Source organism: Acinetobacter sp. YH12069 (assembly GCF_013419675.1).
GTDB lineage: Bacteria > Pseudomonadota > Gammaproteobacteria > Pseudomonadales > Moraxellaceae > Acinetobacter > Acinetobacter amyesii.
Map to the genome: position 1 here is coordinate 225,032 of NZ_VOZS01000003.1, position 21,730 is coordinate 246,761.

General features: G+C 39.2%; 25 protein-coding genes, 1 rRNA gene and 1 pseudogene. 17 read left to right on the forward strand and 10 right to left on the reverse strand.

Going from position 1 to position 21,730, the window contains the following annotated elements:
- Window positions 1–76 precede the first annotated feature (76 nt).
- The 4 genes from FTU16_RS02675 to FTU16_RS02690 all read right to left on the reverse strand — a co-directional run bounded on the left by FTU16_RS02675 (window position 77) and on the right by FTU16_RS02690 (window position 2,869).
- Window positions 77–490: an HIT family protein gene (locus tag FTU16_RS02675; RefSeq protein WP_180005095.1), complete on the reverse strand. Its 414-nt coding sequence runs from the start codon at window positions 488–490 to the stop codon at window positions 77–79.
- 31 nt (window positions 491–521) lie between these two features.
- Window positions 522–791 carry a YARHG domain-containing protein gene (locus FTU16_RS02680; RefSeq protein WP_180005094.1) on the reverse strand — a complete coding sequence of 90 codons (270 nt, stop codon included), beginning with the start codon at window positions 789–791 and terminating at the stop codon, window positions 522–524.
- A gap of 88 nt (window positions 792–879) precedes the next feature.
- Window positions 880–1,752 carry an NAD(P)-dependent oxidoreductase gene (locus tag FTU16_RS02685; RefSeq protein ID WP_180005093.1) on the reverse strand — a complete coding sequence of 291 codons (873 nt, stop codon included), beginning with the start codon at window positions 1,750–1,752 and terminating at the stop codon, window positions 880–882.
- Between the two features lie 22 nt (window positions 1,753–1,774).
- The gene (locus FTU16_RS02690; protein WP_180005092.1) at window positions 1,775–2,869 is read right to left on the reverse strand and encodes an alpha/beta fold hydrolase; all 1,095 of its coding nucleotides are present in this window, start codon (window positions 2,867–2,869) and stop codon (window positions 1,775–1,777) included.
- 142 nt (window positions 2,870–3,011) lie between these two features.
- Between FTU16_RS02690 and FTU16_RS02695 the strand changes: the two genes are divergently transcribed.
- From FTU16_RS02695 to trpB, 10 genes are all read left to right on the forward strand, one after another.
- A complete protein-coding gene (locus FTU16_RS02695) occupies window positions 3,012–4,199 on the forward strand; it encodes an O-succinylhomoserine sulfhydrylase (protein ID WP_168379669.1) in 1,188 nt (395 codons plus the stop codon).
- Between the two features lie 32 nt (window positions 4,200–4,231).
- Window positions 4,232–4,561 carry a YbaB/EbfC family nucleoid-associated protein gene (locus FTU16_RS02700; protein WP_078188506.1) on the forward strand — a complete coding sequence of 110 codons (330 nt, stop codon included), beginning with the start codon at window positions 4,232–4,234 and terminating at the stop codon, window positions 4,559–4,561.
- A 12-nt stretch (window positions 4,562–4,573) separates the two neighbouring features.
- Window positions 4,574–5,170: a recombination mediator RecR gene (recR, locus tag FTU16_RS02705; protein ID WP_180056134.1), complete on the forward strand. Its 597-nt coding sequence runs from the start codon at window positions 4,574–4,576 to the stop codon at window positions 5,168–5,170.
- 201 nt (window positions 5,171–5,371) lie between these two features.
- Complete coding sequence (locus FTU16_RS02710) at window positions 5,372–6,514, forward strand: HRDC domain-containing protein (protein WP_180162639.1); 1,143 nt, start codon at window positions 5,372–5,374, stop codon at window positions 6,512–6,514.
- A gap of 124 nt (window positions 6,515–6,638) precedes the next feature.
- Entirely contained in the window at window positions 6,639–6,947 is a 309-nt protein-coding gene (locus FTU16_RS02715; protein ID WP_078194000.1) for a YcgL domain-containing protein, read from the forward strand.
- A gap of 21 nt (window positions 6,948–6,968) precedes the next feature.
- Complete coding sequence (locus FTU16_RS02720) at window positions 6,969–7,352, forward strand: hypothetical protein (RefSeq protein ID WP_078193907.1); 384 nt, start codon at window positions 6,969–6,971, stop codon at window positions 7,350–7,352.
- A gap of 21 nt (window positions 7,353–7,373) precedes the next feature.
- Window positions 7,374–8,225: a MoxR family ATPase gene (locus FTU16_RS02725; RefSeq protein ID WP_180011248.1), complete on the forward strand. Its 852-nt coding sequence runs from the start codon at window positions 7,374–7,376 to the stop codon at window positions 8,223–8,225.
- A gap of 79 nt (window positions 8,226–8,304) precedes the next feature.
- Window positions 8,305–8,757, forward strand: a complete 453-nt coding sequence (locus tag FTU16_RS02730; RefSeq protein WP_180162640.1) for a hypothetical protein — start codon at window positions 8,305–8,307, stop codon at window positions 8,755–8,757.
- Window positions 8,758–8,961: 204 nt separating this feature from the next.
- Window positions 8,962–10,149, forward strand: coding sequence for a VWA domain-containing protein (locus tag FTU16_RS02735; protein ID WP_180162641.1), 1,188 nt, complete (start codon window positions 8,962–8,964; stop codon window positions 10,147–10,149).
- Between the two features lie 131 nt (window positions 10,150–10,280).
- The gene (gene trpB / locus FTU16_RS02740) at window positions 10,281–11,489 is read left to right on the forward strand and encodes a tryptophan synthase subunit beta (RefSeq protein WP_180162648.1); all 1,209 of its coding nucleotides are present in this window, start codon (window positions 10,281–10,283) and stop codon (window positions 11,487–11,489) included.
- A gap of 9 nt (window positions 11,490–11,498) precedes the next feature.
- Here trpB and FTU16_RS02745 read toward each other — a convergent pair whose 3' ends face one another.
- From FTU16_RS02745 to FTU16_RS02760, 4 genes are all read right to left on the reverse strand, one after another.
- Window positions 11,499–11,849, reverse strand: a complete 351-nt coding sequence (locus tag FTU16_RS02745; protein WP_180060180.1) for a hypothetical protein — start codon at window positions 11,847–11,849, stop codon at window positions 11,499–11,501.
- A 123-nt stretch (window positions 11,850–11,972) separates the two neighbouring features.
- On the reverse strand, window positions 11,973–12,404 hold the full coding sequence (locus FTU16_RS02750) for a CBS domain-containing protein (protein ID WP_078193901.1): 432 nt from the start codon (window positions 12,402–12,404) through the stop codon (window positions 11,973–11,975).
- 106 nt (window positions 12,405–12,510) lie between these two features.
- Window positions 12,511–12,888: a DUF2750 domain-containing protein gene (locus FTU16_RS02755; RefSeq protein ID WP_078188495.1), complete on the reverse strand. Its 378-nt coding sequence runs from the start codon at window positions 12,886–12,888 to the stop codon at window positions 12,511–12,513.
- A 139-nt stretch (window positions 12,889–13,027) separates the two neighbouring features.
- Entirely contained in the window at window positions 13,028–13,261 is a 234-nt protein-coding gene (locus tag FTU16_RS02760) for a hypothetical protein (RefSeq protein WP_078188494.1), read from the reverse strand.
- Window positions 13,262–13,483: 222 nt separating this feature from the next.
- Between FTU16_RS02760 and FTU16_RS02765 the strand changes: the two genes are divergently transcribed.
- Both FTU16_RS02765 and FTU16_RS02770 read left to right on the forward strand, forming a co-directional pair.
- The gene (locus tag FTU16_RS02765) at window positions 13,484–13,843 is read left to right on the forward strand and encodes a hypothetical protein (RefSeq protein WP_078188493.1); all 360 of its coding nucleotides are present in this window, start codon (window positions 13,484–13,486) and stop codon (window positions 13,841–13,843) included.
- A gap of 109 nt (window positions 13,844–13,952) precedes the next feature.
- Complete coding sequence (locus FTU16_RS02770; RefSeq protein WP_180124287.1) at window positions 13,953–14,276, forward strand: hypothetical protein; 324 nt, start codon at window positions 13,953–13,955, stop codon at window positions 14,274–14,276.
- Here the strand turns inward: FTU16_RS02770 and FTU16_RS02775 are convergent.
- Both FTU16_RS02775 and FTU16_RS02780 read right to left on the reverse strand, forming a co-directional pair.
- A complete protein-coding gene (locus tag FTU16_RS02775) occupies window positions 14,200–15,768 on the reverse strand; it encodes a pitrilysin family protein (protein ID WP_180162642.1) in 1,569 nt (522 codons plus the stop codon). The genes FTU16_RS02770 and FTU16_RS02775 overlap by 77 nt on opposite strands.
- A gap of 126 nt (window positions 15,769–15,894) precedes the next feature.
- Window positions 15,895–17,217: pseudogene (locus FTU16_RS02780) on the reverse strand (M16 family metallopeptidase); the annotation flags it as partial.
- Window positions 17,218–17,458: 241 nt separating this feature from the next.
- Between FTU16_RS02780 and ftsY the strand changes: the two are divergent.
- The 5 genes from ftsY to FTU16_RS02805 form a co-directional block, all read left to right on the forward strand.
- Complete coding sequence (gene ftsY, locus FTU16_RS02785; RefSeq protein WP_180162644.1) at window positions 17,459–18,565, forward strand: signal recognition particle-docking protein FtsY; 1,107 nt, start codon at window positions 17,459–17,461, stop codon at window positions 18,563–18,565.
- A gap of 175 nt (window positions 18,566–18,740) precedes the next feature.
- Entirely contained in the window at window positions 18,741–19,427 is a 687-nt protein-coding gene (locus FTU16_RS02790; RefSeq protein ID WP_180027252.1) for a nitroreductase family protein, read from the forward strand.
- 214 nt (window positions 19,428–19,641) lie between these two features.
- The gene (locus FTU16_RS02795; RefSeq protein ID WP_168379659.1) at window positions 19,642–20,235 is read left to right on the forward strand and encodes a nitroreductase family protein; all 594 of its coding nucleotides are present in this window, start codon (window positions 19,642–19,644) and stop codon (window positions 20,233–20,235) included.
- Between the two features lie 182 nt (window positions 20,236–20,417).
- Window positions 20,418–21,095 carry a DUF2057 domain-containing protein gene (locus FTU16_RS02800; RefSeq protein ID WP_180162649.1) on the forward strand — a complete coding sequence of 226 codons (678 nt, stop codon included), beginning with the start codon at window positions 20,418–20,420 and terminating at the stop codon, window positions 21,093–21,095.
- A 510-nt stretch (window positions 21,096–21,605) separates the two neighbouring features.
- A 16S ribosomal RNA gene (locus FTU16_RS02805) occupies window positions 21,606–21,730 on the forward strand; the annotation flags it as partial.

Here is a 21,730-nt window from a genome sequence, read left to right on the forward strand (position 1 = left end):
TGACTTGGCACAATATTCTAAACATAAAAAAATGGAGCCGAAGCTCCATTGATCATCACTTTAAACTCAATTGGACTTAAAGTGCTGCTTTGATTTTTTCGCCAATAGCTTTAATTTTTTCCATGTCGCCCATTTGTGCGGCATGTTTACCTAATTCATGGACTGAAGTCGGAATTAGGTGGAAATGCACATGCGGAACAGTTTGACCCGCAGCAGCACCAGACAACTGCATCAATACGATACCTTTCACGTCTAAGGCTTTCTCCATTGCTTTCGCAACTTTTTGGACAATCTGAATGGTATAAGCAGCCGCTTCAGGATCTAAATCAAGTAGCGTAATAGCAGGGGTTTTAGGAATTACGAGCGTATGACCTTCGGCCTGTGGCATGACATCCATAAAAGCGAGTACTTGATCATCTTCATAGACTTTAAACGCGGGAAGTTCTCCACGTAAAATCCGAGCAAAAATATTTTGATCATCATAAGTCATTGCTAAATTCCTTGAGCGAATTGAATCGTAATTATTTACAGTTCAATTCTTTCTGACGATCTTTGATCGCGTCAAGTCGTTGTTGCTCTTTTTCTGAAAATTTAGGCTTAGTTGTGTAGCAATTGTCATTGCCAAACTTCGCTTTAGCGTCAGGATCTTTAAAGCAGAAACCTTTCGATGCATAAATCACGTCATGGTCATTTTTCAACTTTTGGCATTCTTGCTCAGATGCTAAAACAGTAGTAGAAGCCCCGATTAAAGTTACAGCACCTAGCAAAGTTGCGAGGGTAAATTTGTTCATGCGAGTTTCCTCTGTCATTTGTAACAATGTGTGTTATGACACTAGAGTACAATATGATGGTTATTTATCGTTATTCAATGGCGAGTTATTACTCAATTGTAATTTTACTCCATTTTTCATACATAATCATAGCGCTTGAAAAATCACTGTTTTCTTCAGCTTGATCACTTGCTGCTTGGATTAAGTTTTGCGTCAAAGACAGCACAGGCGCTGAAAGTTTTGCTTGTCGCACCAGATCAACAGCAATTCCCGTATCTTTTGCAAGTAATGGAAGTGCAAAGGTTAATGGGAAGCTACGATTCAGTACGCGCTGCGGTAAAACCGTTTCGGTCACATTACTTTTACCACTCGACGCATTTATACAATCGAGTGCTTCATGTAAGTCTACGCCATGCGCTTTTAAGGTGGTGAATCCTTCAGCAACTGCACAAAGATTTACAGCCATTAACATGTTGTTTACAGCTTTAACAGCAAAACCCGCACCCGGTTCACCCACATGTTTAATCAGTCTGCCAAATGTTTGGATCGCAGGTAATGCACGTTCAAAGGCTGCTGCGTCACCACCAATCATGACGGTTAATGTTCCCGTTTCAGCGCCAATGGTTTGTCCACTCACAGGGGCGTCTAAGAATGAAACGTTTTGTTGCTTTAAGGCTGAAGCGAGTTTTTTTGCAGATTCTGGCACACCGCTGGTACAGTCGACCCAAATCGAGCCTGATTTCAGCGTCACACTCGCAATTAAATTTTCAACATCTTGGCTGATGGGTAGGCAAGAAAAAATAATGTCCGCTTGTACTGCTTGTTCTAAAGCAACCGCTTGCGTACCAAATTCAGCAGCATGTTGCTCTGCCTTGGTAAAGTTTCGATTCCAGACATAAACCGTGTCGAACTGTTTTGGTAGGTGCGCTGCCATACGGGAACCCATTGCGCCCAATCCAATAAATGCAACTGACTGAATCATCTTTACTTTACCCTCTAAATTTTTATTTCAATAAACTGGATCTTTGTGTAAGCCACTGGGTCAAAGTTGGCCAAAATTGATTGGCACTTTTTTGACTCGACATCAGGCCGAGGTGACCACCGGGAATGAGAGTAAACGTGACATCTTGACTACTTGTCAATTCGCCTAAAGGACTTGCTGCATCTGCCGTAACGATTTGATCGGTAGAACCCGCGCCAATTAACAATGAACAGTGGATATTTTTTAATTGAATAACTTTATCTTTCAATTGAATAATGCCGTTTTTAAGCGGATTTTGCAGCCAAACATTGAATACCATGTCTTGGTTAATGCCACCAGGATAGTCAATCATGTGATTGAGAAAATCGCCCATGGTTGCATGTTCATACAGATCATGCAGATTATCTAAGTTGGAAAGAAATTGTTTTTGGCTTTTGAACCAACCCATTGGATCGACGATTTTAAAGCCAATCGCATTGAGCACACCCGGTGTATGGATAAAATGTTTAGGGATTTTCCCGGTGTAGACCGTATCTTGTAAATTCTTACTACGTGAAAGCAAGCGATTGGTTTTTTGAAATAACTTTCCGATACGACCTGAGGCATAGCTATCTATCGGCGCGCCCATCACCATTAGATTTTTAACATGTTCAGGTTGATGTAATGCGGTATACAGCGTGACAAAGACTCCAGCCATACTCCAACCATGTAGCGAGATGTATCGACTATCTGCATGCTGAGAAATTTGATCAATACAATGTGGAATCACATCATCAATAAACGATAGAAAATTTAAGAATCGATCTTGATAGTTCAACTTTCCCCATTCCAACAAATAGACATCAAAGCCACTGTGTTGAAAATGTTTCACCAATGAGCGATATGGATACAAATCATAAATTGCCATATTGATGGCCAGTGGTGCAACAAACACTAAGGGTTCTTTGTATTTACGATCAGGCGAAGCGTAATACCGAACTTTTGCATGTTTATATTCAGTAATTACTTCATAGGGTGTTGATTGAGAAAGGACCAGCGATTTTGCATTAAACACACGTGTAGACAGGTGTTTAATTTTCTTTTGCTGCGCTAGAAATTTCTGTTTGAAAGGGTGCATAACTGTCAATTGCCTAAGTCCTTGTAGGATTGGTCGAAGTCTAAGCGATAATTTCGTATTTTACCTTGACCTTAAATAGCTTAGACGCTCAAAATATTGGCAATTCTTCACAAAGGCAGTTCTTCGCGACTGAGTAATACAGATGAGCCAACAAGACGACATCGAATACCAATTAGAGACTTTAGCGATTCGTACAGGTCATACTCGTACTTTTGAGGGTGAACATAGCGAGCCAATTTTCCTGACTTCATCATTTGTTTGTGAAAGTGCAGCAGATGCCGCAGCAAAATTTTCAGGTCAAATTGAAGGCAATACCTATTCACGTTATACCAATCCAACTGTACAAACTTTCGAAAAACGTTTAGCTGTTTTGGATGGTGCTGAAGCCGCGGTTGCGACAAGTTCAGGTATGGCGGGCGTACACGCAATTACTTTGGCATATTTGAAAGCTGGCGATCATGTGGTTTGTTCACGTGCTGTCTTTGGTTCGATCATTTCTCTGTTTGAAAAATATGTCATCAAATTTGGCGTTGATGTTACTTTTGTTGATTTGGAAGATTTAGATGCTTGGAAACAAGCGATTCGTCCAACTACACGCCTATTGTTTATTGAAACACCGTCAAACCCATTAGCTCAAGTAGGTGATTTACAAGCCATTGCCGATATTGCACATGCGCATGGCGCATTATTTGCAGTCGATAATACCTTCTGTACACCAGTGTTACAGCAACCGATTAAATTTGGTGCGGACCTCGTGATCTATTCATCAACAAAATATATTGATGGTCAAGGTCGTGCGCTAGGTGGTGCAGTTGTTGGTAGTGCAAAATTGATGGAAGAGATTACAGGTGTTATTCGTACACTGGGTAACTCGATGAGTCCATTCAATGCATGGATCTTCCTGAAAGGTCTAGAAACTTTAAGCTTACGTATGAAAGCACATTGTGCAAGTGCTCAGACTTTAGCTGAATGGTTGGATGCGCACCCGAAAGTTGAAAAAGTGTACTATGCGGGACTTCCAAATCATGAAGGTCATGAGTTGGCGAAAAAGCAACAAAAAGGCTTTGGCGGTGTTGTGTCGTTTGTTGCCAAAGGCGAACGTGAAGGTGCTTGGACAGTAATTGATAATACCAAGTTCCTTTCTATTACAAGTAATTTGGGTGATGTAAAATCAACAATTACTCATCCTGCAACGACTTCTCATGGCAGAATGTCAGCAGAAGCGAAAAAAGCAGCAGGGATTAGCGAAGGTTTAATTCGGGTATCTGTTGGTTTAGAAGATATTAATGATATTATTCGCGATCTTTCACGCGGTTTAGATCTTATCTAAAGTGAATTCATCAGTTTTGTTCGGAGATTTTTATGAACATTAATATGCTCATGCAGCAAGCTCAACGCATGCAAAAAGAAGTTGAGAGCAACATTAAAAAAGCCAAGGAAGAGCTTGCACAAGTTGAAGTTCACGCTGAAGCAGGTGGTGGTCTGGTTAAAGTTACTATGACTGCACGTCATGTAGTGAAACGTATCGAAATTAATCCTGAACTACTTCAAGATGATGCAGATATGATTGAAGACTTAATTGCAGCGGCAATGAATGATGCTTCACGTCAAGCTGAAGTGATTTCAGAAGAAAAACTGAAATCTGCAAACTCTGGTATGGGGCTTCCACCAGGTCTTTCAGGTTTATTCTAAGGAATACGTTGAATGTTTAGTGATCGTTTTGATCAACTTGTACAGGCATTGCGTATTTTGCCAAGCGTTGGGCCAAAGTCGGCTCAACGTATGGCACTGCACTTAATCATGAAAAATAGGGAAGGCGCTGTTGGTTTGGCACATGCATTGACTGAAGCAACCAACTATATTCATGAATGTTCCATTTGCCATTCATTGACTGAAGATGAAGTATGCAATATTTGCATCTCTTCAGAGCGTGATGATCAGCTGCTTTGCGTGGTTGAATCTCCAGCAGATGTCATGGCAATCGAGCAAAGTGGCAGTTTTAGAGGGAAATATCATGTATTGGGTGGACATTTGTCGCCACTCGATGGTATTGGCCCAGACGAAATTGGTATCCCATATTTAATTCAACGATTAAGTGATGGTAAAGTGCAGGAGGTGATCTTGGCGACCAATGCAACGGTAGAAGGTCAAGCGACAGCACATTATTTGGTTGAAGCGACCAAGCATTTACCAATACAAATGACCCGTATTGCACAGGGTGTACCACAGGGTGGTGAGCTTGAATATGTGGATAGTCATACTTTAAGTCAGGCCGTGCATAACCGAATGCGAATGAAGTAACTATAGAGCGAAACTCGTTTCGCTTTGTATAAAATTCACCTAATTATTTATACTTAATAACGATTAAAGTTTTTGTTTACAATGAATAAAAAAGCCAAATAAAGAAAATAAGTCACTAAAATAACGTTTTTCCTTATAGATAAATAATATATATCAGTTAATATAAGCTCATAGAGCATCTAAAATTAGACTCAGCAACTTATGTATCAATTCATTCAAAATCAGCCAGATTTAAATTCTGTTTTAAATCTTATGGACCAAAGCTCGATTTACGGACTCGACACCGAGTTTATAAAAGTAGATACCCTGTGGCCCAAACTTGGACTTTTCCAAATTAATGTACAAAATCAGGTGTATTTACTTGATGGTACAACCCTCGATTTAAGCCAATTCTGGCAAAAATTATTTGCGGCTCAGCAAAACATTTTTCATGCTTGTAGTGAAGATATCGACCTGATTTATCACTATGCACAGCATAAGTCTTTAGAAAATGTCTTTGATACACAAGTTGGGATGTCATTTTTAGGGCATGGCTTACAAGTCAGCTATCAAAATGCCTTAAAAACTATGCTCGATGTAGATATAGATAAAGATCAGACACGTTCAGATTGGTTGGCTCGTCCACTCAGTGCCGAGCAATTGAACTATGCAGCGAATGATGTACATTATTTAATGAATTTAAGCCATACGATTCAGAATGAATTGGCTGCGAAAAGTTTATTAAATTGTGTGCTTGAGGACTGCAAAAATTTAACTTATGAAATTGGCACTGAAACGCCGATCCATATGCTGTATCACGATATTGGTAATTATCGACATTCACGTCGTCAGCTCATGCAAATTCAGCAATTGGCCGTTTGGCGTGAGCAAATGGTGAAAGCCTTAAATCAGCCACGTAGCTTTATTCTTAAAAACTCAACCATCATTGATATGGTAGAAAAAAATCCAAAAAATAATTTTCAATTGAGTGCAGTGAAAGACATTCGTCCGAACATTGTGCGTGAGCATGGTAAAATTATTTTAGATTTGTTGAAGTTTTTACCTGAGCAAGCTGAATGGCCGCTGCGTATGGCACGTCCAATTCGTCATTCGTCTCAGGATATTGGTTCGCGCGTCGATACCGTTATTCAGCGTGCAGTACAAGAAACCTCTGTGCCTAAAGAAGTTTTAATGCGCAAAAAATGGTTAAATGCCTTGTATCAGCATGTGGTATTTCATAATGATGAACAGGATTTACCGAGCTATTTGTTGGGCTGGCGCTATGATTTGCTGACGAAGCCTTTAATTGAAGTGCTGCATGCCGATGAAAGTTATCTTTCTGGTCAAATGAAAGTGTTGGAATAAGTTCTGATTGATTAAAGAACTATCACTTATACAAATTCACGACTGATGCGTTAATAAACACTAATGTATCAGTCTTTTTTTTGATGTATCCTTTGCCTTGCGTTTAATGAGTATTGATTCAATTATGTACTGTTCTATCTACAAATCGAGCAAAAAAGATGAAATGTATCTTTATATTGCTCGTCCTGAAGTTAATGAAAACGAAACTGAAGTGACAGATCCACTTGCAGTAATGCCTGATGCTTTACGTACAGCATTTGGTCGTGCCACATTTGTCATGGATCTAGAACTCAGTGAATCACGCAAACTTGCACGTGTGAACGTATTACACGTCATAGATTCTATTGAAACAAAAGGATTCTTTATTCAGATGCCTCCAGAAGGTTTAATTGACCCAAATGCAGTTGAGCCAGAAGGCTTGCGCGGCGCTTAAGTTAATTCAGGAGTTGTGAAAATGAATGGTGTAGTATCGGTATTGGACTCAATTCCTGAAAGCAGTATTGCAATTACGGTTTACTTAGGTGGGGCTGTAATTGCTTTGTTGTGTTGGTATGGGCTGATGAAGCGCTTACCCAAAACGATCGGTGCCATTGGTTGGCTTATCGTATTTGCTATTTTATTAACACCAACCGTTTCTGAAGGTTCAAATGCAGCAATCGCACCTGCGATTTTTGGTTTGATTTTTGGTGTATTAACAAAAGATCAGCCATTGGTTTGGTTGAATCTATCGCTGATTCTCTTTGTGGTGGGTATTGGTTTAGTCCTCGGCTATTTTTGGACAAAATACAATGCAGCGAAACCACAGCACGTTGTAAACAAGAAAATTTCACCGCTTTAAATAAAAAAATAAGGTTATGTCATGTCTGTTGAAACTCAACAATTTACTGGTACAGATCAATATATTGCGACCGATAGCTTAAAACTTGCAGTAAAAGCTGCACGTTCATTGCAAAAGCCACTTTTGGTTAAAGGTGAGCCGGGGACAGGTAAAACACTTTTAGCCGAACAAGTGGCTGAAAGTTTAGGCCTTAAGCTCATTACTTGGCATATCAAATCGACGACCAAGGCTCAACAAGGTTTGTATGAGTACGACGCCGTATCTCGTCTGCGTGATAGTCAGTTGGGTGATGACCGTGTTTATGACATCAAAAACTATATTAAGCCGGGTAAACTTTGGGAAGCATTCACCAGTGAAGAACGTTGTGTACTTCTAATTGATGAAATTGATAAAGCAGATATCGAATTCCCTAATGATTTGCTGCATGAACTCGATAAAATGTCCTTCTTTGTGTATGAGACGGGTGAGACAATTACGGCAACACAACGTCCAATCGTGATCATTACTTCAAATAATGAAAAAGAACTTCCAGATGCCTTCTTGCGTCGTTGTTTCTTTCATTATATTGAATTCCCTGACGAAGCAACCATGCGTGAAATCATCGATGTACATTTTGAAAATATTTCAAATACCTTGGTCTCTGAAGCACTACAAATTTTCTTTAAATTACGTCAAATTCCGGGTTTAAAGAAACCGCCTTCAACCTCTGAGTTGATTGATTGGTTGAGTTTGCTGATGGCGGATGATATGCCAGAAGATATTTTACGCAATACAGATAAATCGAAATCAATTCCACCGCTTTATGGTGCCTTGATTAAGAACGAACAAGATGTGCAATTGCTTGAACGTCTAGCATTTATGTCACGTCGTTAATTGCTATTAATTTTATCAAAGATTTAAAAGCCGGTTATCCGGCTTTTATTTTGAGTATTAAAAAATATAAAGGTGAATTATGCAGACAAATGCATACGTATCTCGTGTACACATAGCTGTACCTAGGAGATTAAAGCCGACTGTACTTTTGTTGGCTGCGAGTTTTTATTTTTCTAGTTTTAGCTATGCAATGGATGATGCTCAGTTTGAACAGCAGCATCAACAGCTACTCCAGGATGCGTATTGGGCGCAAGTTGCAGAACATCAACTTAAAGAAAAGCTCATTGATCAATCAGATTATCTCGCAGCTCAAACGACCATTCAACAAAAGGCCTGTGCTGCAACTGTACTCGAGCTGAAATACTATGATTTTGTGATCTTGAATCTAAATGACTTTAACCGCTATAGAAACCATCAAGGTTTTCATAAAATCGTATCCATTGAAAAGTTGCAGCAGGATCTTCTCGATGTTCAGCGCAAATATGAAACTCTTAAAAAATCACTTAAAGAAAGAAATGCGACTTGCGAATAAATCATGCCGTTTGTGTTTCTTTGGGTAGGTAGGGCAACGTATATGAACACACAGTAAAAGCTTTTGGCTTTACTTGTAGGAATCAATTTTTCATAATGGTGGATGTAAAGGCAAGACTCAGTTGCAGATGAAATAACAAGATCACATGCATTCACACTGGATTTGACCTCCTGATATTTAATTTTTATTGGATTTTATTCGCCTATGTTTGTGCGATTGTTTTATACCCTTCGAAAATACGGTGTTCCTGTTTCAACTCGTGAATTGATTGACTTGAACCAAGCAGTGGCAGCAGGGCTGGTCTTTGCAGATCAAAATGAATTTTATCAGCTTGCAAAAACCGTCATGGTCAAAGATGAACGTTACTTTGATAAGTTCGACCGTGCAATGAAGGACTATTTTGACGGTATTGCCACCTTTGATTTGGATGAGCTATTAAATCAGGCACATAAACTGCCAAAGGATTGGTTTGATCTTGAACTCATCGAAAAGCATCTAACACCAGAACAACGAGAAGAATTAAAAAAAGCCGGATCATTAGAAGAACTGATGAAAATGCTCGAAGAGCGTTTGCGCGAACAGCATAAAAAGCATCAGGGTGGTAATCGGATGATTGGGACGGGTGGTACGTCGCCGTTTGGTGCCTATGGCGACCATCCTGAAGGCGTGCGTATTGGTGGGCCTGGTCGTAAACGATCTGCGGTGAAAGTGTGGGAACAACGTCAATACCGAAACCTAGATGATGAGCAGATTCTCGGCAGTCGTCAGATGCAGATGGCTTTGCGTCGTTTGCGTAAATTTGCCCGTCAAGGTGCAGCAGAAGAGCTGGATATCGACGGAACCATTCGTGAAACTGCCAAACAGGGTATTTTGGATGTGCAGTTGGTTCCAGAACGACGTAACCGCATTAAAGTCTTGATGCTTTTTGATGTTGGGGGCTCGATGGATTCACATATTGCCCAATGTGAGAAGCTCTTTACCGCTGCAAAAACGGAATTTAAAACTTTAGAGTATTTCTATTTTCATAACTGTTTATATGATTATGTATGGAAAGACAATATTCGCCGTTCAAGCACGCGTATGAATACATGGGATCTATTCAACACCTATGGTCGAGATTACCGTGTCATCGTTGTCGGTGATGCGAGTATGGCACCATATGAGTTGAACTCGGCAGGTGGATCTGTGGAGTATATGAATGATGAAGCTGGTCAGGTGTGGTTACAGCGCTTACGCAATCATTTTGATAAAACAGCGTGGTTAAATCCAGAAGAAGAAAGTTATTGGCATTACACCCAGACCATTGCTGCGATTAAACAAATCTTTGAAGATCATATGTTCCCGATGACCCTCAAAGGTGTGGAAGATATGACGAAATATTTAGCGCGCTAAAGCTTTAAAAACGCTACTTTTTCTTATCAATGATGTTTATATTACTTACTCCAATTTTGCATTGTTTCTTATTTTCAAAATTGGATAGTATTTAAAAGTCTTTGTTTTGCATACAACATGAAGGAAATATGATGGATCATCAAATTAATGGTATCGCATTACCTAATGAAGAAGGTTTCTTCGGTGAATACGGTGGGCAGTTCATTCCACCAGATTTAAAACAGGCAATGGATGACATTAATGTTGCTTATGAGCAAATTCGTCATACAGAAGAATTTCAAAATGAATTGAAAGAGTTGTTTGCACACTATGTTGGACGTCCTAGTCCATTGTTTTATGCAAAGCGCTTGTCTGACAAATTAGGTGGCGCACAAATCTACCTAAAGCGTGAAGACCTCAACCATACCGGTGCGCATAAAATTAACCACTGCCTTGGCGAAGCTTTGTTAGCAAAATACATGGGTAAAACCAAAGTGATTGCTGAAACTGGCGCGGGTCAGCATGGTGTAGCATTGGCAACGGCTTGTGCCTTGGTAGGTATTCCATGTGAAATTCACATGGGGCAAGTGGATATTGAAAAAGAACATCCAAACGTGGTGAAAATGAAGATTTTAGGTGCCAACCTGGTCTCTGTTACACGTGGTACAGCTACGCTCAAAGATGCAGTAGATAGCGCTTTTGAAGAATATTTAAAAGATCCAACCAATTTTATTTATGCGATTGGTTCAGTGGTTGGCCCACATCCATTCCCGAAAATGGTCCGTGACTTCCAGTCAATTATTGGTGATGAAATTAAAGTTCAAGCCAATGATCGATTTGGTGCAAATCCTGACTATGTGGTTGCATGCGTGGGTGGTGGTTCAAATGCCGTTGGTGCATTTACAGCATTCCTCAATGATACAGATGTAAAACTTGTGGGTGTGGAGCCTGCAGGCCATGGTTTAGATACCAATATGCACTCTGCGACGTTGACATTGGGTAAACCAAGTCAAATTCATGGTATGGCATGTTATGTCCTTGAAGATGAACAGGGTGAGCCATTACCAGTGCATTCAATTGCATCAGGTTTGGATTATCCTGGAGTGGGGCCACAACATAGCTTGTTAAAAGACCTAGGCCGTGTTGAATATACAACAGCGACAGACCAAGAATGTTTAGATGCATTCATGACGCTTTCACGTGTAGAAGGTATTGTGCCTGCACTAGAAAGTTCACATGCGGTTGCATGGGCAATTCGTGAAGCATCAAAACTTGCCAAAGATGTGAAGATTGTTGTTAACGTTTCAGGCCGGGGCGATAAAGACTCAGACTATGTGGCTGAAAAATTAGGTTTAAATTAATTACTGTCATTAAAAAAGACTAAGTTGCTCATCATCTGTTGATGGTGCAAAAATCTTTTGCAGTTGTATAGCCCGATCTATATTCGAAGTATCCCAGTTTTTAACTGGGATATTTTTTTTGACATAATTTTTATATATAGTGTGGTTAACGCTTGATGTAATTGGAATTAACTCAGGATGTAGCGCATAAATAATTGCCTTTGCATCTAAAATTTCAGCGACAGCAGAAGCAATCTCTAAATTGATCGTACATCGGTGGTATTGCAGCAGTTCATCGTCTTTCATCGATAACATTAAGCGTTCTAATTCTAAAATGATGGCATCTAGTTGGTCTAATTTATCTAAAGCGGGTTTAAGCATAAGAAGGAAATTGAGAAAAGTAATTAATTTGTAATGTGTATGTCATTACAAATTTTGAATTATATTAAATTATTGATTTTTAGAATTCCCCCCTTAAAGCTTGTTAAGGGGGAATTATTGAGTTTAGCCTGAAATATATTGTTGAAGTTGTTCGATCAGTTTGCGTTGATCATCCATTGCTGCTTTTACAAGGTCGCCGATGGAGATTAAGCCGGTTAATTTCTGTTCCTCAACGACAGGTAAATGACGTAAATGGCGATCTGTCATAAGTTCTAAACATTCTTCGACAGTCGCGGCACTTGTCACGGTGATGACACTACCCGTCATAATTTCGCTGACAGAGGTATCGAAAGAGGTTCTTTCCATGAGTGCGATTTTACGTGTGTAATCACGCTCAGACAAAATCCCAACAACTGTGCCTTCATGGGTCACAACGAGGGCACCAATGCCTTTTTGTGCCATCAGGGAAATGGCTTCGAGTACAGTCGCATCTGGGGTGATGGTGTAAATTTCTTGATAAGCTTTGTCTTTAAGTACTTGGGCAACTGTAGTCATATTTTCATTCCTTTATAGTAGTTTTTGTTTAATTTAAATTAGCGCGAAATTTGAAAAAAGCAAATACTTTTCAGTGCATGCAGAGGTCAAACATGCACTGAGGGTTTTATGCCATTTGAATCTTATCTTGGTTAAAAAAGAATAAACGCATTTGTGATGTTGTGAGCTTGAGACGAATGTGACTTGAGCTATGCAACGCAGGGATAACTTTAAGGCGTGTCAATGTTGGTAATAGCGATGCCTCAAAATCTTCTGGTGTAATGCGTCGTGGAGTGTAGTTGGGCCAATGCTTTTTGGCATATTTATGCGCTTGAATGCCATTTAGCCAAAACGGGAAGATAATATGATCTTGATCGCTGGTCATTGCCCAACCTTGTTGGTGGTAGAGACCCCAAAGGACTCCACAGTACATCATGGTTTTTAAAATACTAATTTTGAAAAATAAATCTTTTGGAATAGGTTTATATTGCTTTAATTTAGACATCATATGCAGCGTGTAGTTGATGTTGCTCCTATTGTAGGAAATTCTTATGAAAAAGCTGTGTAAGCTTTGAACTTGATTGTAAGAATTTATGTAGTTAAAAGTTGAAGGGTGTAAAAAACGCCACCTTAGTGACGTTTTGTTATGCTTGCAAGGTTGCCATGTTCTGCCAATATTGCGCTTTGAGTGAGTCACGTTCTACGCGGAAGCCTTGATAATAAAGTTCAGCCAAAAATAACGCTGCTTTACCATGTCCAGCACGAGCTGCATCTTCCAATTCATGAACTGCATCGCTGAAGTTCATTTGAGATTGAATTGTGTTTACCGCATTTGCGTATACATGTTCGAGTTCATGTTGAGAGAATTGTTGAATCATATTTAACTCCTTATTCTAATTATGATCATTAAGGGCCCATTCTTTAGCCCTATTAACTAATTTAACTAAGTATTATTAAACTAATATTACAATTATCTTGAATTGTCAACTATTCACGTAAATATTTCTAATTTGCTATAGTTTACATGATTAAACAATGAACAATTGTTTTCATGGGTAAAATACTAACATAAGAAGTTGTAGATAATAAGGAGAAGTAAAATGACAAAAGTTTTAGACGGTTTAACTTTAGATTATCCTCCGACATTAGCGCAAATTGTGGAGTTGGCACATCTACATCGTCGCAATCTTGATGACGCAATTTTTCATCAGGAGATTCATTTAGGAGATTTTGGTTTGGCACAGCGCAAACGTGTATATGATTTCACGCGGGATTTAGATAAGGGACAGCGCTTAGAATTTTACAATGCATACAATGGCGAATTACTCAAAATCGCCGATGATGACGATTTACATCCAGCGCATGCAGAAGGTGGCATGAGTATTTTTGCAGTATTTATCGTTTTGGCGATTATTGCATTGATACTTTATTTTGCGGTGATACGTACCATTATTCATTAAATTGTTTAGCTAACTCACAGACTGAAACAGGGGACTGATGCAGTTTTAAGCGCTGTGACTTGAACTTCTTGAACGTCAGCCATACACTACTTTGAACCTGAGGTAGTGTATGACTATTGATTTAGAAAAAATTATTCAATTCAAATCTAAAATACAGCTAGAGCAAATTTATAATATCTTTGTTTCAGTCATGATCGTGGTGATTTTGGTATTGGCTGTGATTGCCTTATATCGTCCAATTTCTGTACAGCAATACCAAAACGTGTCACGACTTGCGTTGCAGCAAAGTTATCCTGAAACTCAGGAAATGGCGATGCTGCTGAGACAGCAAGATCACATTCGCGTTGGTGCTTATCTTAAATTGATGCATGCTTATCAGATGGAGTCTGTGCGGGCACATCAACTTCCGGCTTTGGCAGAGGAACAGCCTTAGTCGCAGGGATTATCTTGGTTGGAGCTGCTTGTACATTCTCCTCCAATATCTGCTGTACTTCATTTTTATCTAAGGTTTTACTGACCACAATCACCGTCATATTTTCAGGGTGCATATAGGTACGAACCGCATTTTGTACATCAGCTACAGTTATTTTTTCCAGTAATTTAGGGTACTGGGTCAAATAATCTGGGTCTTGTTGATAAAAGCCCAATAGACCAAGCTGTGCATTGATCGTTGCATTACTGCTGTAATTATTTGGAAAAGCACGCAGCATACCGGCTTTGGTTTCTTCCATTTGTTTTTGATCAATAGGCATTTTGACAAAATCATTAAAAGCCTTATGTGCCACTCGAATACTATCTATAAGCTGATCTTGACGTGTTCCATAGCTAAAACTAAAGATTCCGGGTGCTTGGCTAAAGCTAAATGCACTATAGGCACCATAAGTATAACCACGTTTAACACGAAGCTCTTGCATGAGGACCGAGTTAAAACCACCACCGCCAAACATTCGATTGGCTACTTCTAAGGCTAATCGATCTTTGTTATCGCGTGTGGTGCCTAAATGTCCAAATATGACGTTGGCTTGGGTGGAATTGTAGGGAAGATGGATAATATCAAAGCCTTGTTTTTCTTCTGGTTGTGCAAGCGCTTTGGCTTTTTCACCTTGGTTTAAGTTTCCAGAAATACGTTCTGCTAGGTTTTGCGCTTCTTTTTTGCTGAGTTTACCTGTAATGGCAATATTCATGTTTTGAGCAACTAAAAATTGATCACGAAACTTCTTTAAAATGTCTGGTGTTATTTTTTTGATACTGCCATTGGTTCCCGTAATCGGTTCTGCATAAGGATGTGTGCCGTATACAGCCCGATAGAAACGAATATTCATTAAGCGACTTGGGCTTTCTTGGAGTTGCTTCTGACCAGCTTGGTTATTACTGAGAGCTAAGTTTAGACTAGAGGTTTTAAAAGTCGCATTTTTAATCACGTCCATCATCATACTTAAAGCAGGTTCTAATTTTTTAGGGTCTGACAATACGCGTAACCGAACGACAAACATATCTCGATGTGCTTGCACGCTAAATTGAGCACCTGTTTGGTCAAAAACCGAGGCAATTTGCGTTGCATTGTATTTTTCTGTGCCTTCATCGATTAAACGTGCAGCCATGTTGGCAACACCATACAAGCCTTTTCCGACTTCTTCATCACGAGCAGAACCCGCATTAAAGGTCAGTTGAATATCCACCATGGGTAGATCTTGCGATTCAACAAACAGGCTATTCACACCATGTCGGTTTTTCAGCACTTGAACAAGTGGAGCACGGTAGTCTTTATCAATCTGTAAATTCTTTAAACTTTGCAGCATGGGGATAGATTGTAATTGGCTCGGGTTATCGTTGAGGTCAGGAACATTTTCCGTATAAGTTTCTGCATGGAGGATTGAGCCAAACGCAGTGAGTAAGCTTAGAGATAAAATTTTCGTAATAGTCATCACTAATCCTTACAAGACGCTTTCTGTGTTTTGGGTTGAGCTGGTCTGTTGCTCTGGAATAACAACTTCCGTTTGAGCTGATTTTACTGTTTGATCTGCTTTATTTGAGGTTGTTGGAACCTTCGTCTGTTCTGGAAGTAGATACATGGTGCTTAAATTTTCTCGGACAAAATACGCATTGGCGACACGTTGAATATCCTGTGCGCTGACGTTTTCATATAGTTTTGGTAATTCGTCCATTAGCCTGAAACTGAGCCCATTGACTTCTAAGTTGCCGATTGTCTTGGCTTGGCTACTGATGTCATCTTGGTTATAGACTAAATTGGAGACAAAACGTGTGGTGATACGTTCAACTTCAGGTGTTTTGACTAATTCTGTTTTTAAAGTGTCGATTTCATCTTGTATAGCTTTTTGCGCTTGTTCCATTTTGATTCCATCGGCAGGGAGTGCTGAAATGGTAAACAAGCTGTCTCCACGATTGTATGGATCATAAGAAACACTTACAGCGGTGAGTAATTTTCTATCGCGTACCAGTTTGTCTTGTAGGCGCGATGAAATACCACTATCTAAAATGTTGCGAATAATATTGAGAGCATATGCATCTTGTGGGTTTTTTGCAGTAGCCAGTGAGCGTACATTCCACGCCATATACAAATTAGGCACTTGTACGGGTAAATTTAGTTCCATATGACGATAGCCCACACGTTCGAATTCCATCACATCGTTACGATCAGGTGTTTTGCGTGATGGAATATCACCAAAGTATTTTTGAACTTGACGAATGGCTGCTTCGGCATCGACATCACCGACAATCACCAAAATGGCGTTGTTCGGTGTATACCAATCTTTATACCATTGCTTTAAATCTGCCAATTTGATGTTTTGCAGATTTTTCATATGCCCAATGACGGGTTGGCGATAATGACTGGTTGGATAAGAAATCCATTTGAAACGTTCATAAGCCAAAGAACGAGGGTTATCATCTGTACGCTGTCGGCGTTCTTCCATAACCACTTTAATTTCAGGGTCGAAATCTTGTTGTTGTAATCGTAAATTACTCATACGATCCGCTTCGAGCTCCAGCGCCATAGGGAAGTAGGCTTTTGGATACAACTGATAATAATTGGTGTAATTGGTAAAGGTTGCAGCGTTAATACTGCCGCCATAGATACGGCTGAGACGTGTAAATTCATCATTAGGAACTTTGGTGGTTCCTTTAAACATCATATGTTCGAGCGCATGAGAGATCCCTAATAGGTTGCCCGACTCATCACTACTGCCAACGCGATACCAAATATGGGTCATTACCATCGGCGCACGGTGGTCTTCACGGATAATGACCTTTAAACCATTTTTAAGCGTGGTTTCAAAGGTGCTACGCGTTAATTGGGTACGTGTGTCTGCATGTAGATTGGGTGCAGACCAAAGGCAACTACTGATGACACAGATAGGAAGCGCAGAGCGAAATAAAGTTTTAAAAAAACAAGGAGAAAATCTGTTTTTATGGGACACAAAGGAATCCATTAAAATGCATTTTATAGCTATCTAGTTTTCCTAAAGTTAATTTTGATTGCAAGTTCAACATGTTGTTTTTTAGTGTGCTTCGCTCTGACAGGCGTGTAGCGACTCAATTTAAGATAATTTATGATAGAATCGGTTTTTTTAACGCAGTGCTTTTCAAGGATTCGGCATGCAACAGCAATCTCATGGGCAGAATAAATTTTTGATTGATGCTGATATCGGTGATGACGATGTCACGCTACCGAGTTTACCTGCGGTAAATGTGCCGATTATCGAGACACCGAAAGTACAGCAAGACGTTGCTGCACCATTACAAGAAACAGAGTCAGAAACTGAAGACTCGAAGGTGAAAGGCGGCTTTTTTAGTCGAATGAAAGAAGGTCTAGCAAAGTCACGTAAGAACTTGGCAGACGGCATGGTGAATATCCTGATCGGTGGGAAGGAAATTGACGATGAGCTTTTAGAGGAAGTTGAAGAGCAACTTTTGGTTGCTGATATTGGTGTCGATGCAACCAAAACGATTATTGCGAACTTAACTGAACGTACTGAACGTGGCGATTTAATCTATTCACATTCTTTATATAAAGCGCTTCAAGAAGAACTTGTGGCATTACTTGCACCACGTGTTAAACCGCTACATATCGACAGCAATAAAAATCCGTATGTAATTTTGGTTGTTGGTGTAAATGGTGTGGGTAAAACCACCACGATTGGTAAATTAGCAAAACGCTTACAAGGTGAAGGTAAAAAAGTAATGTTGGCTGCTGGTGATACATTCCGTGCAGCAGCAACAGAGCAATTACAAATTTGGGGCGAACGCAATAATATTGCAGTTGTGGCGCAAGGTCATGGTGCAGATTCTGCTTCAGTTATTTTTGATGCATTCGAAAGTGCTCGTGCAAAAGGCGTAGACGTGCTGATTGCAGACACCGCAGGTCGTTTACACAACAAAGGACACCTCATGCAAGAGTTGTCTAAAGTAAAACGTGTAATGCAAAAAATTGATGCTACAGCTCCGCATGAAGTGATGTTGGTGGTAGATGCAGGCACAGGTCAAAATGCCATTAACCAAGTTGAAATGTTTGACGAGGCAGTAGGACTTACAGGTCTAACTATTACTAAGCTTGATGGTACAGCAAAAGGTGGTGTGTTATTTAATATTGCAAGCCGTACCCATGTGCCAATTCGTTTTATTGGTGTAGGTGAGAAAATTGATGACTTGCGTCCATTCTCAGCAAAATCATTTGTCGCAGCATTATTTGAAACTGATAAATAAATTGCGTTAAATGTCACATAAACTCCGCAAAATGCGGAGTTTTTTGTTTTTGAGCTTACTGATTGATTTAAAAAGCAACATGTGAATAAATCATAATCAAAATTCAGCCTGATATACCCTTAGAATAAGTAAGGAATTGTTGTTTATATATAAAAATTGCTTTGGGGTGTTTAGGGTGGCGTTACTCGATAAAATTGGTCATGTATTGACTGCGGATATCACTAAAGATTTTAAATTAAAAAAGAAAAATACCGACCAAGAAATAGAAGCGTCCTTTGTTGATCAATTAAAGAAACGTCGCAGTATTTACGAGCTTGGAAAGAAGGTGCATTACAGTCAGGCTTATTTGGCGGAACTGATTCAAGAATCCGTAAGAAGTTGTCCATCTGCATATAATTCGCAAAGCACACGTATTGTAGTTTTATTTGGCGAATCTCATCAAAAATTTTGGGACATTGTAAAAGACGTACAACGCAAGAATGTTGCGAGTTATATTTTTGAAGGTGTGGCGCTCAAAATAGATCAGTGTGCAGCTGGCCTGGGAACTGTACTTTTCTATGAAGATCAAGTTGTGATTCAACAATTACAAAAGAAAGTGCCATTAAGTGCAGAAGATTTTCCAGTGTGGTCGGAGCAAACGTCTGGCATGGCGCAATTCGCAGTATGGACTTCGATCGCAGATGCAGGTTTAGGCGCATGTTTACAACACTATAATCCACACATTGATTATGCCGTTGCCGAACACTTTAATATTTCAAAACAATGGCTGCTACGTGCGCAGTTGGTCTTTGGTTCAATTGAAGGTCAAGCGCCTGAACGTTTAGAACCAGAAGATCAAGATCAGTTTAGAATTTATGAGTAATTTCTATGTTCTGTAGGTTGCTTTGATTTCTGCTGTCCTAAAGACTGTGAACCAATATTTGAATGTAAGTGGGTTGTAGGTATTTAGATGCTTGCAACTGATTGTTCTAGAAATAAGACACAATGTTGTAAATATAGTCATGCAACTGTTAAAAACATCACCTATTATAAATCTCAACTTAGTCAGCTAATTGAAAATAAAAAGAGGTCTTGTAATGTCATTCTTGAATCAAATCGAACAACGTCGCACAATCTATTCTATTGGTAATAACGTTACTTTATCGCAAGATGAAATTGAGCAAACCATTAAAAATGCAGTACGTTTAAGTCCGTCATCATTTAACTCTCAAACGTCTCGTGTCGTTATTCTGTTTGGTGATGCACATCAAAAATTCTGGAATATCGTACGTGAAACTTTACGTAAAATTGTACCTGCAGATGCATTTGAAGGAACCAATGGCAAGATTAATAGTTTTGCAGCAGGTTTTGGTACAGCATTATTTTATGAAGATCAGGCTGTAGTAAAAGCCCTCCAAGAACAATTTGCACTTTATGCAGATAATTTCCCAGTATGGTCTGAACACTCAACAGCGATTGCTCAATTTGCTACTTGGACGGCTTTGGCTGAAAAAAATATTGGTGCGTCATTACAACATTACAATCCAATTGTTGATGCTGAAACAGCTGCGGCATTTGATGTGCCAGATCAATGGAAACTACGCGCACAGCTTGTTTTTGGTTCGATTGAAGCACCTGCAGGTGAAAAAACCTTTATTGCAGATGAAGAACGATTCAAAACATTCAAGTAATGATGGTGTGATGAATTAAAAAGGATGCTTTGAGCATCCTTTTTTTATATGCAAAATTCTTGAATGAATATCAAAATAATGTCTTGAAACAAAATATACAGTGATTGTTAGATGTCATAAGATTGTCATATATGCATTGCATAGTGCATTCGAAACTAAATAATTGATAAAGAGTGATAATGATGACTTTAAGATTAACTGTTGCTGCTGCAGCGCTGATGTTAAGTAGTGCCGGATTTGCAGCTGTAACTTTGACTGTTCCGGAAGAAATTAAAATAGTTGCAGTTAATGATCAAGAAGTTACAGGTGGTTTATTTCGATCTACAGAGAAATATAAGCTAGATGCAGGTGAAAACGTATTAACTGTACGTTATAGCGAATTTTTTCAACATGCTGATAATTCACACGATATATTAAAATCAGGAGTTGCTGCTATTCGCACTCCAGCACTGATTGATGGTCAAGAGTACCGTTTAGGTCTAGTCAATGCACCAAGAGATTTTGATGCTGCGCAAAAATATAAAGACCAACCGATATTTGGTTTGTATGACAAATCTAATCAATTACTTGTGCAGCAAGCTGGGGCGAAGAAAGAACAAAAATCGATTTTCTCCAATGGTGTTTTGGGTAATGCCGTAGATTTTACGAAGAAAGAAGCTGTGCCAGAAAATCAACCGGCACCTGTTTATGCGCAATCTGTAACTGCAAAACCAACGAACGTAGTATCTCCTGTAGTAGCTTCAAAAAATGTGATTATTAATGAAAATGGGGCAGATCAACAATTAATTCAGCTTTGGCAAAAGGCCAATAAAGCTGAACGACAAAAATTCATGAGTTGGTTGGCTGAGCAAGCAAACTAAAGTCACTTTCGTAACTTCTTTAGTTTTATTCAAGTCAGTGCTATTCGAAAAGTCCGTTGAATTACGGGCTTTTTAGTTTGAAGAATATAAAAATCACCAATAATTATAAAATTCGTCTTTCATAAAGCGGAATATGTAGATATATTGATCTTTAAATAAGCAATAAATTGCTTATAGTTTAAAAAATATACACTCAGGCGCAATATCATAGAAATTTCTGTGATAGGGGCTTGTGTTTGTTTTGAAACTCTATAGAATACGCTGCATACCAACGCAGACAGTGATAAACATAAGGTTTTGAGTTGTTTGATGTTGTTCTCTTGTTTGCTGACGAAGCATTAAGAAGATCATTAAGAGATTGTGAAGAACAACTTGTGTGGATTTTTACTGATTGATCGATCGAAATTATTTTCATTGATTGATGGTAGAAATTACTCGAAGTTTATTTGAGCAAATTTTTGTCAGTAATTGATGAGCCAAGATTGGTACACTATATGTACTATTGATTTTAAACTGAAGAGTTTGATCATGGCTCAGATTGAACGCTGGCGGCAGGCTTAACACATGCAAGTCGAGCGGGAATAGGTAGCTTGCTACCGATTTCTAGCGGCGGACGGGTGAGTAATGCTTAGGAA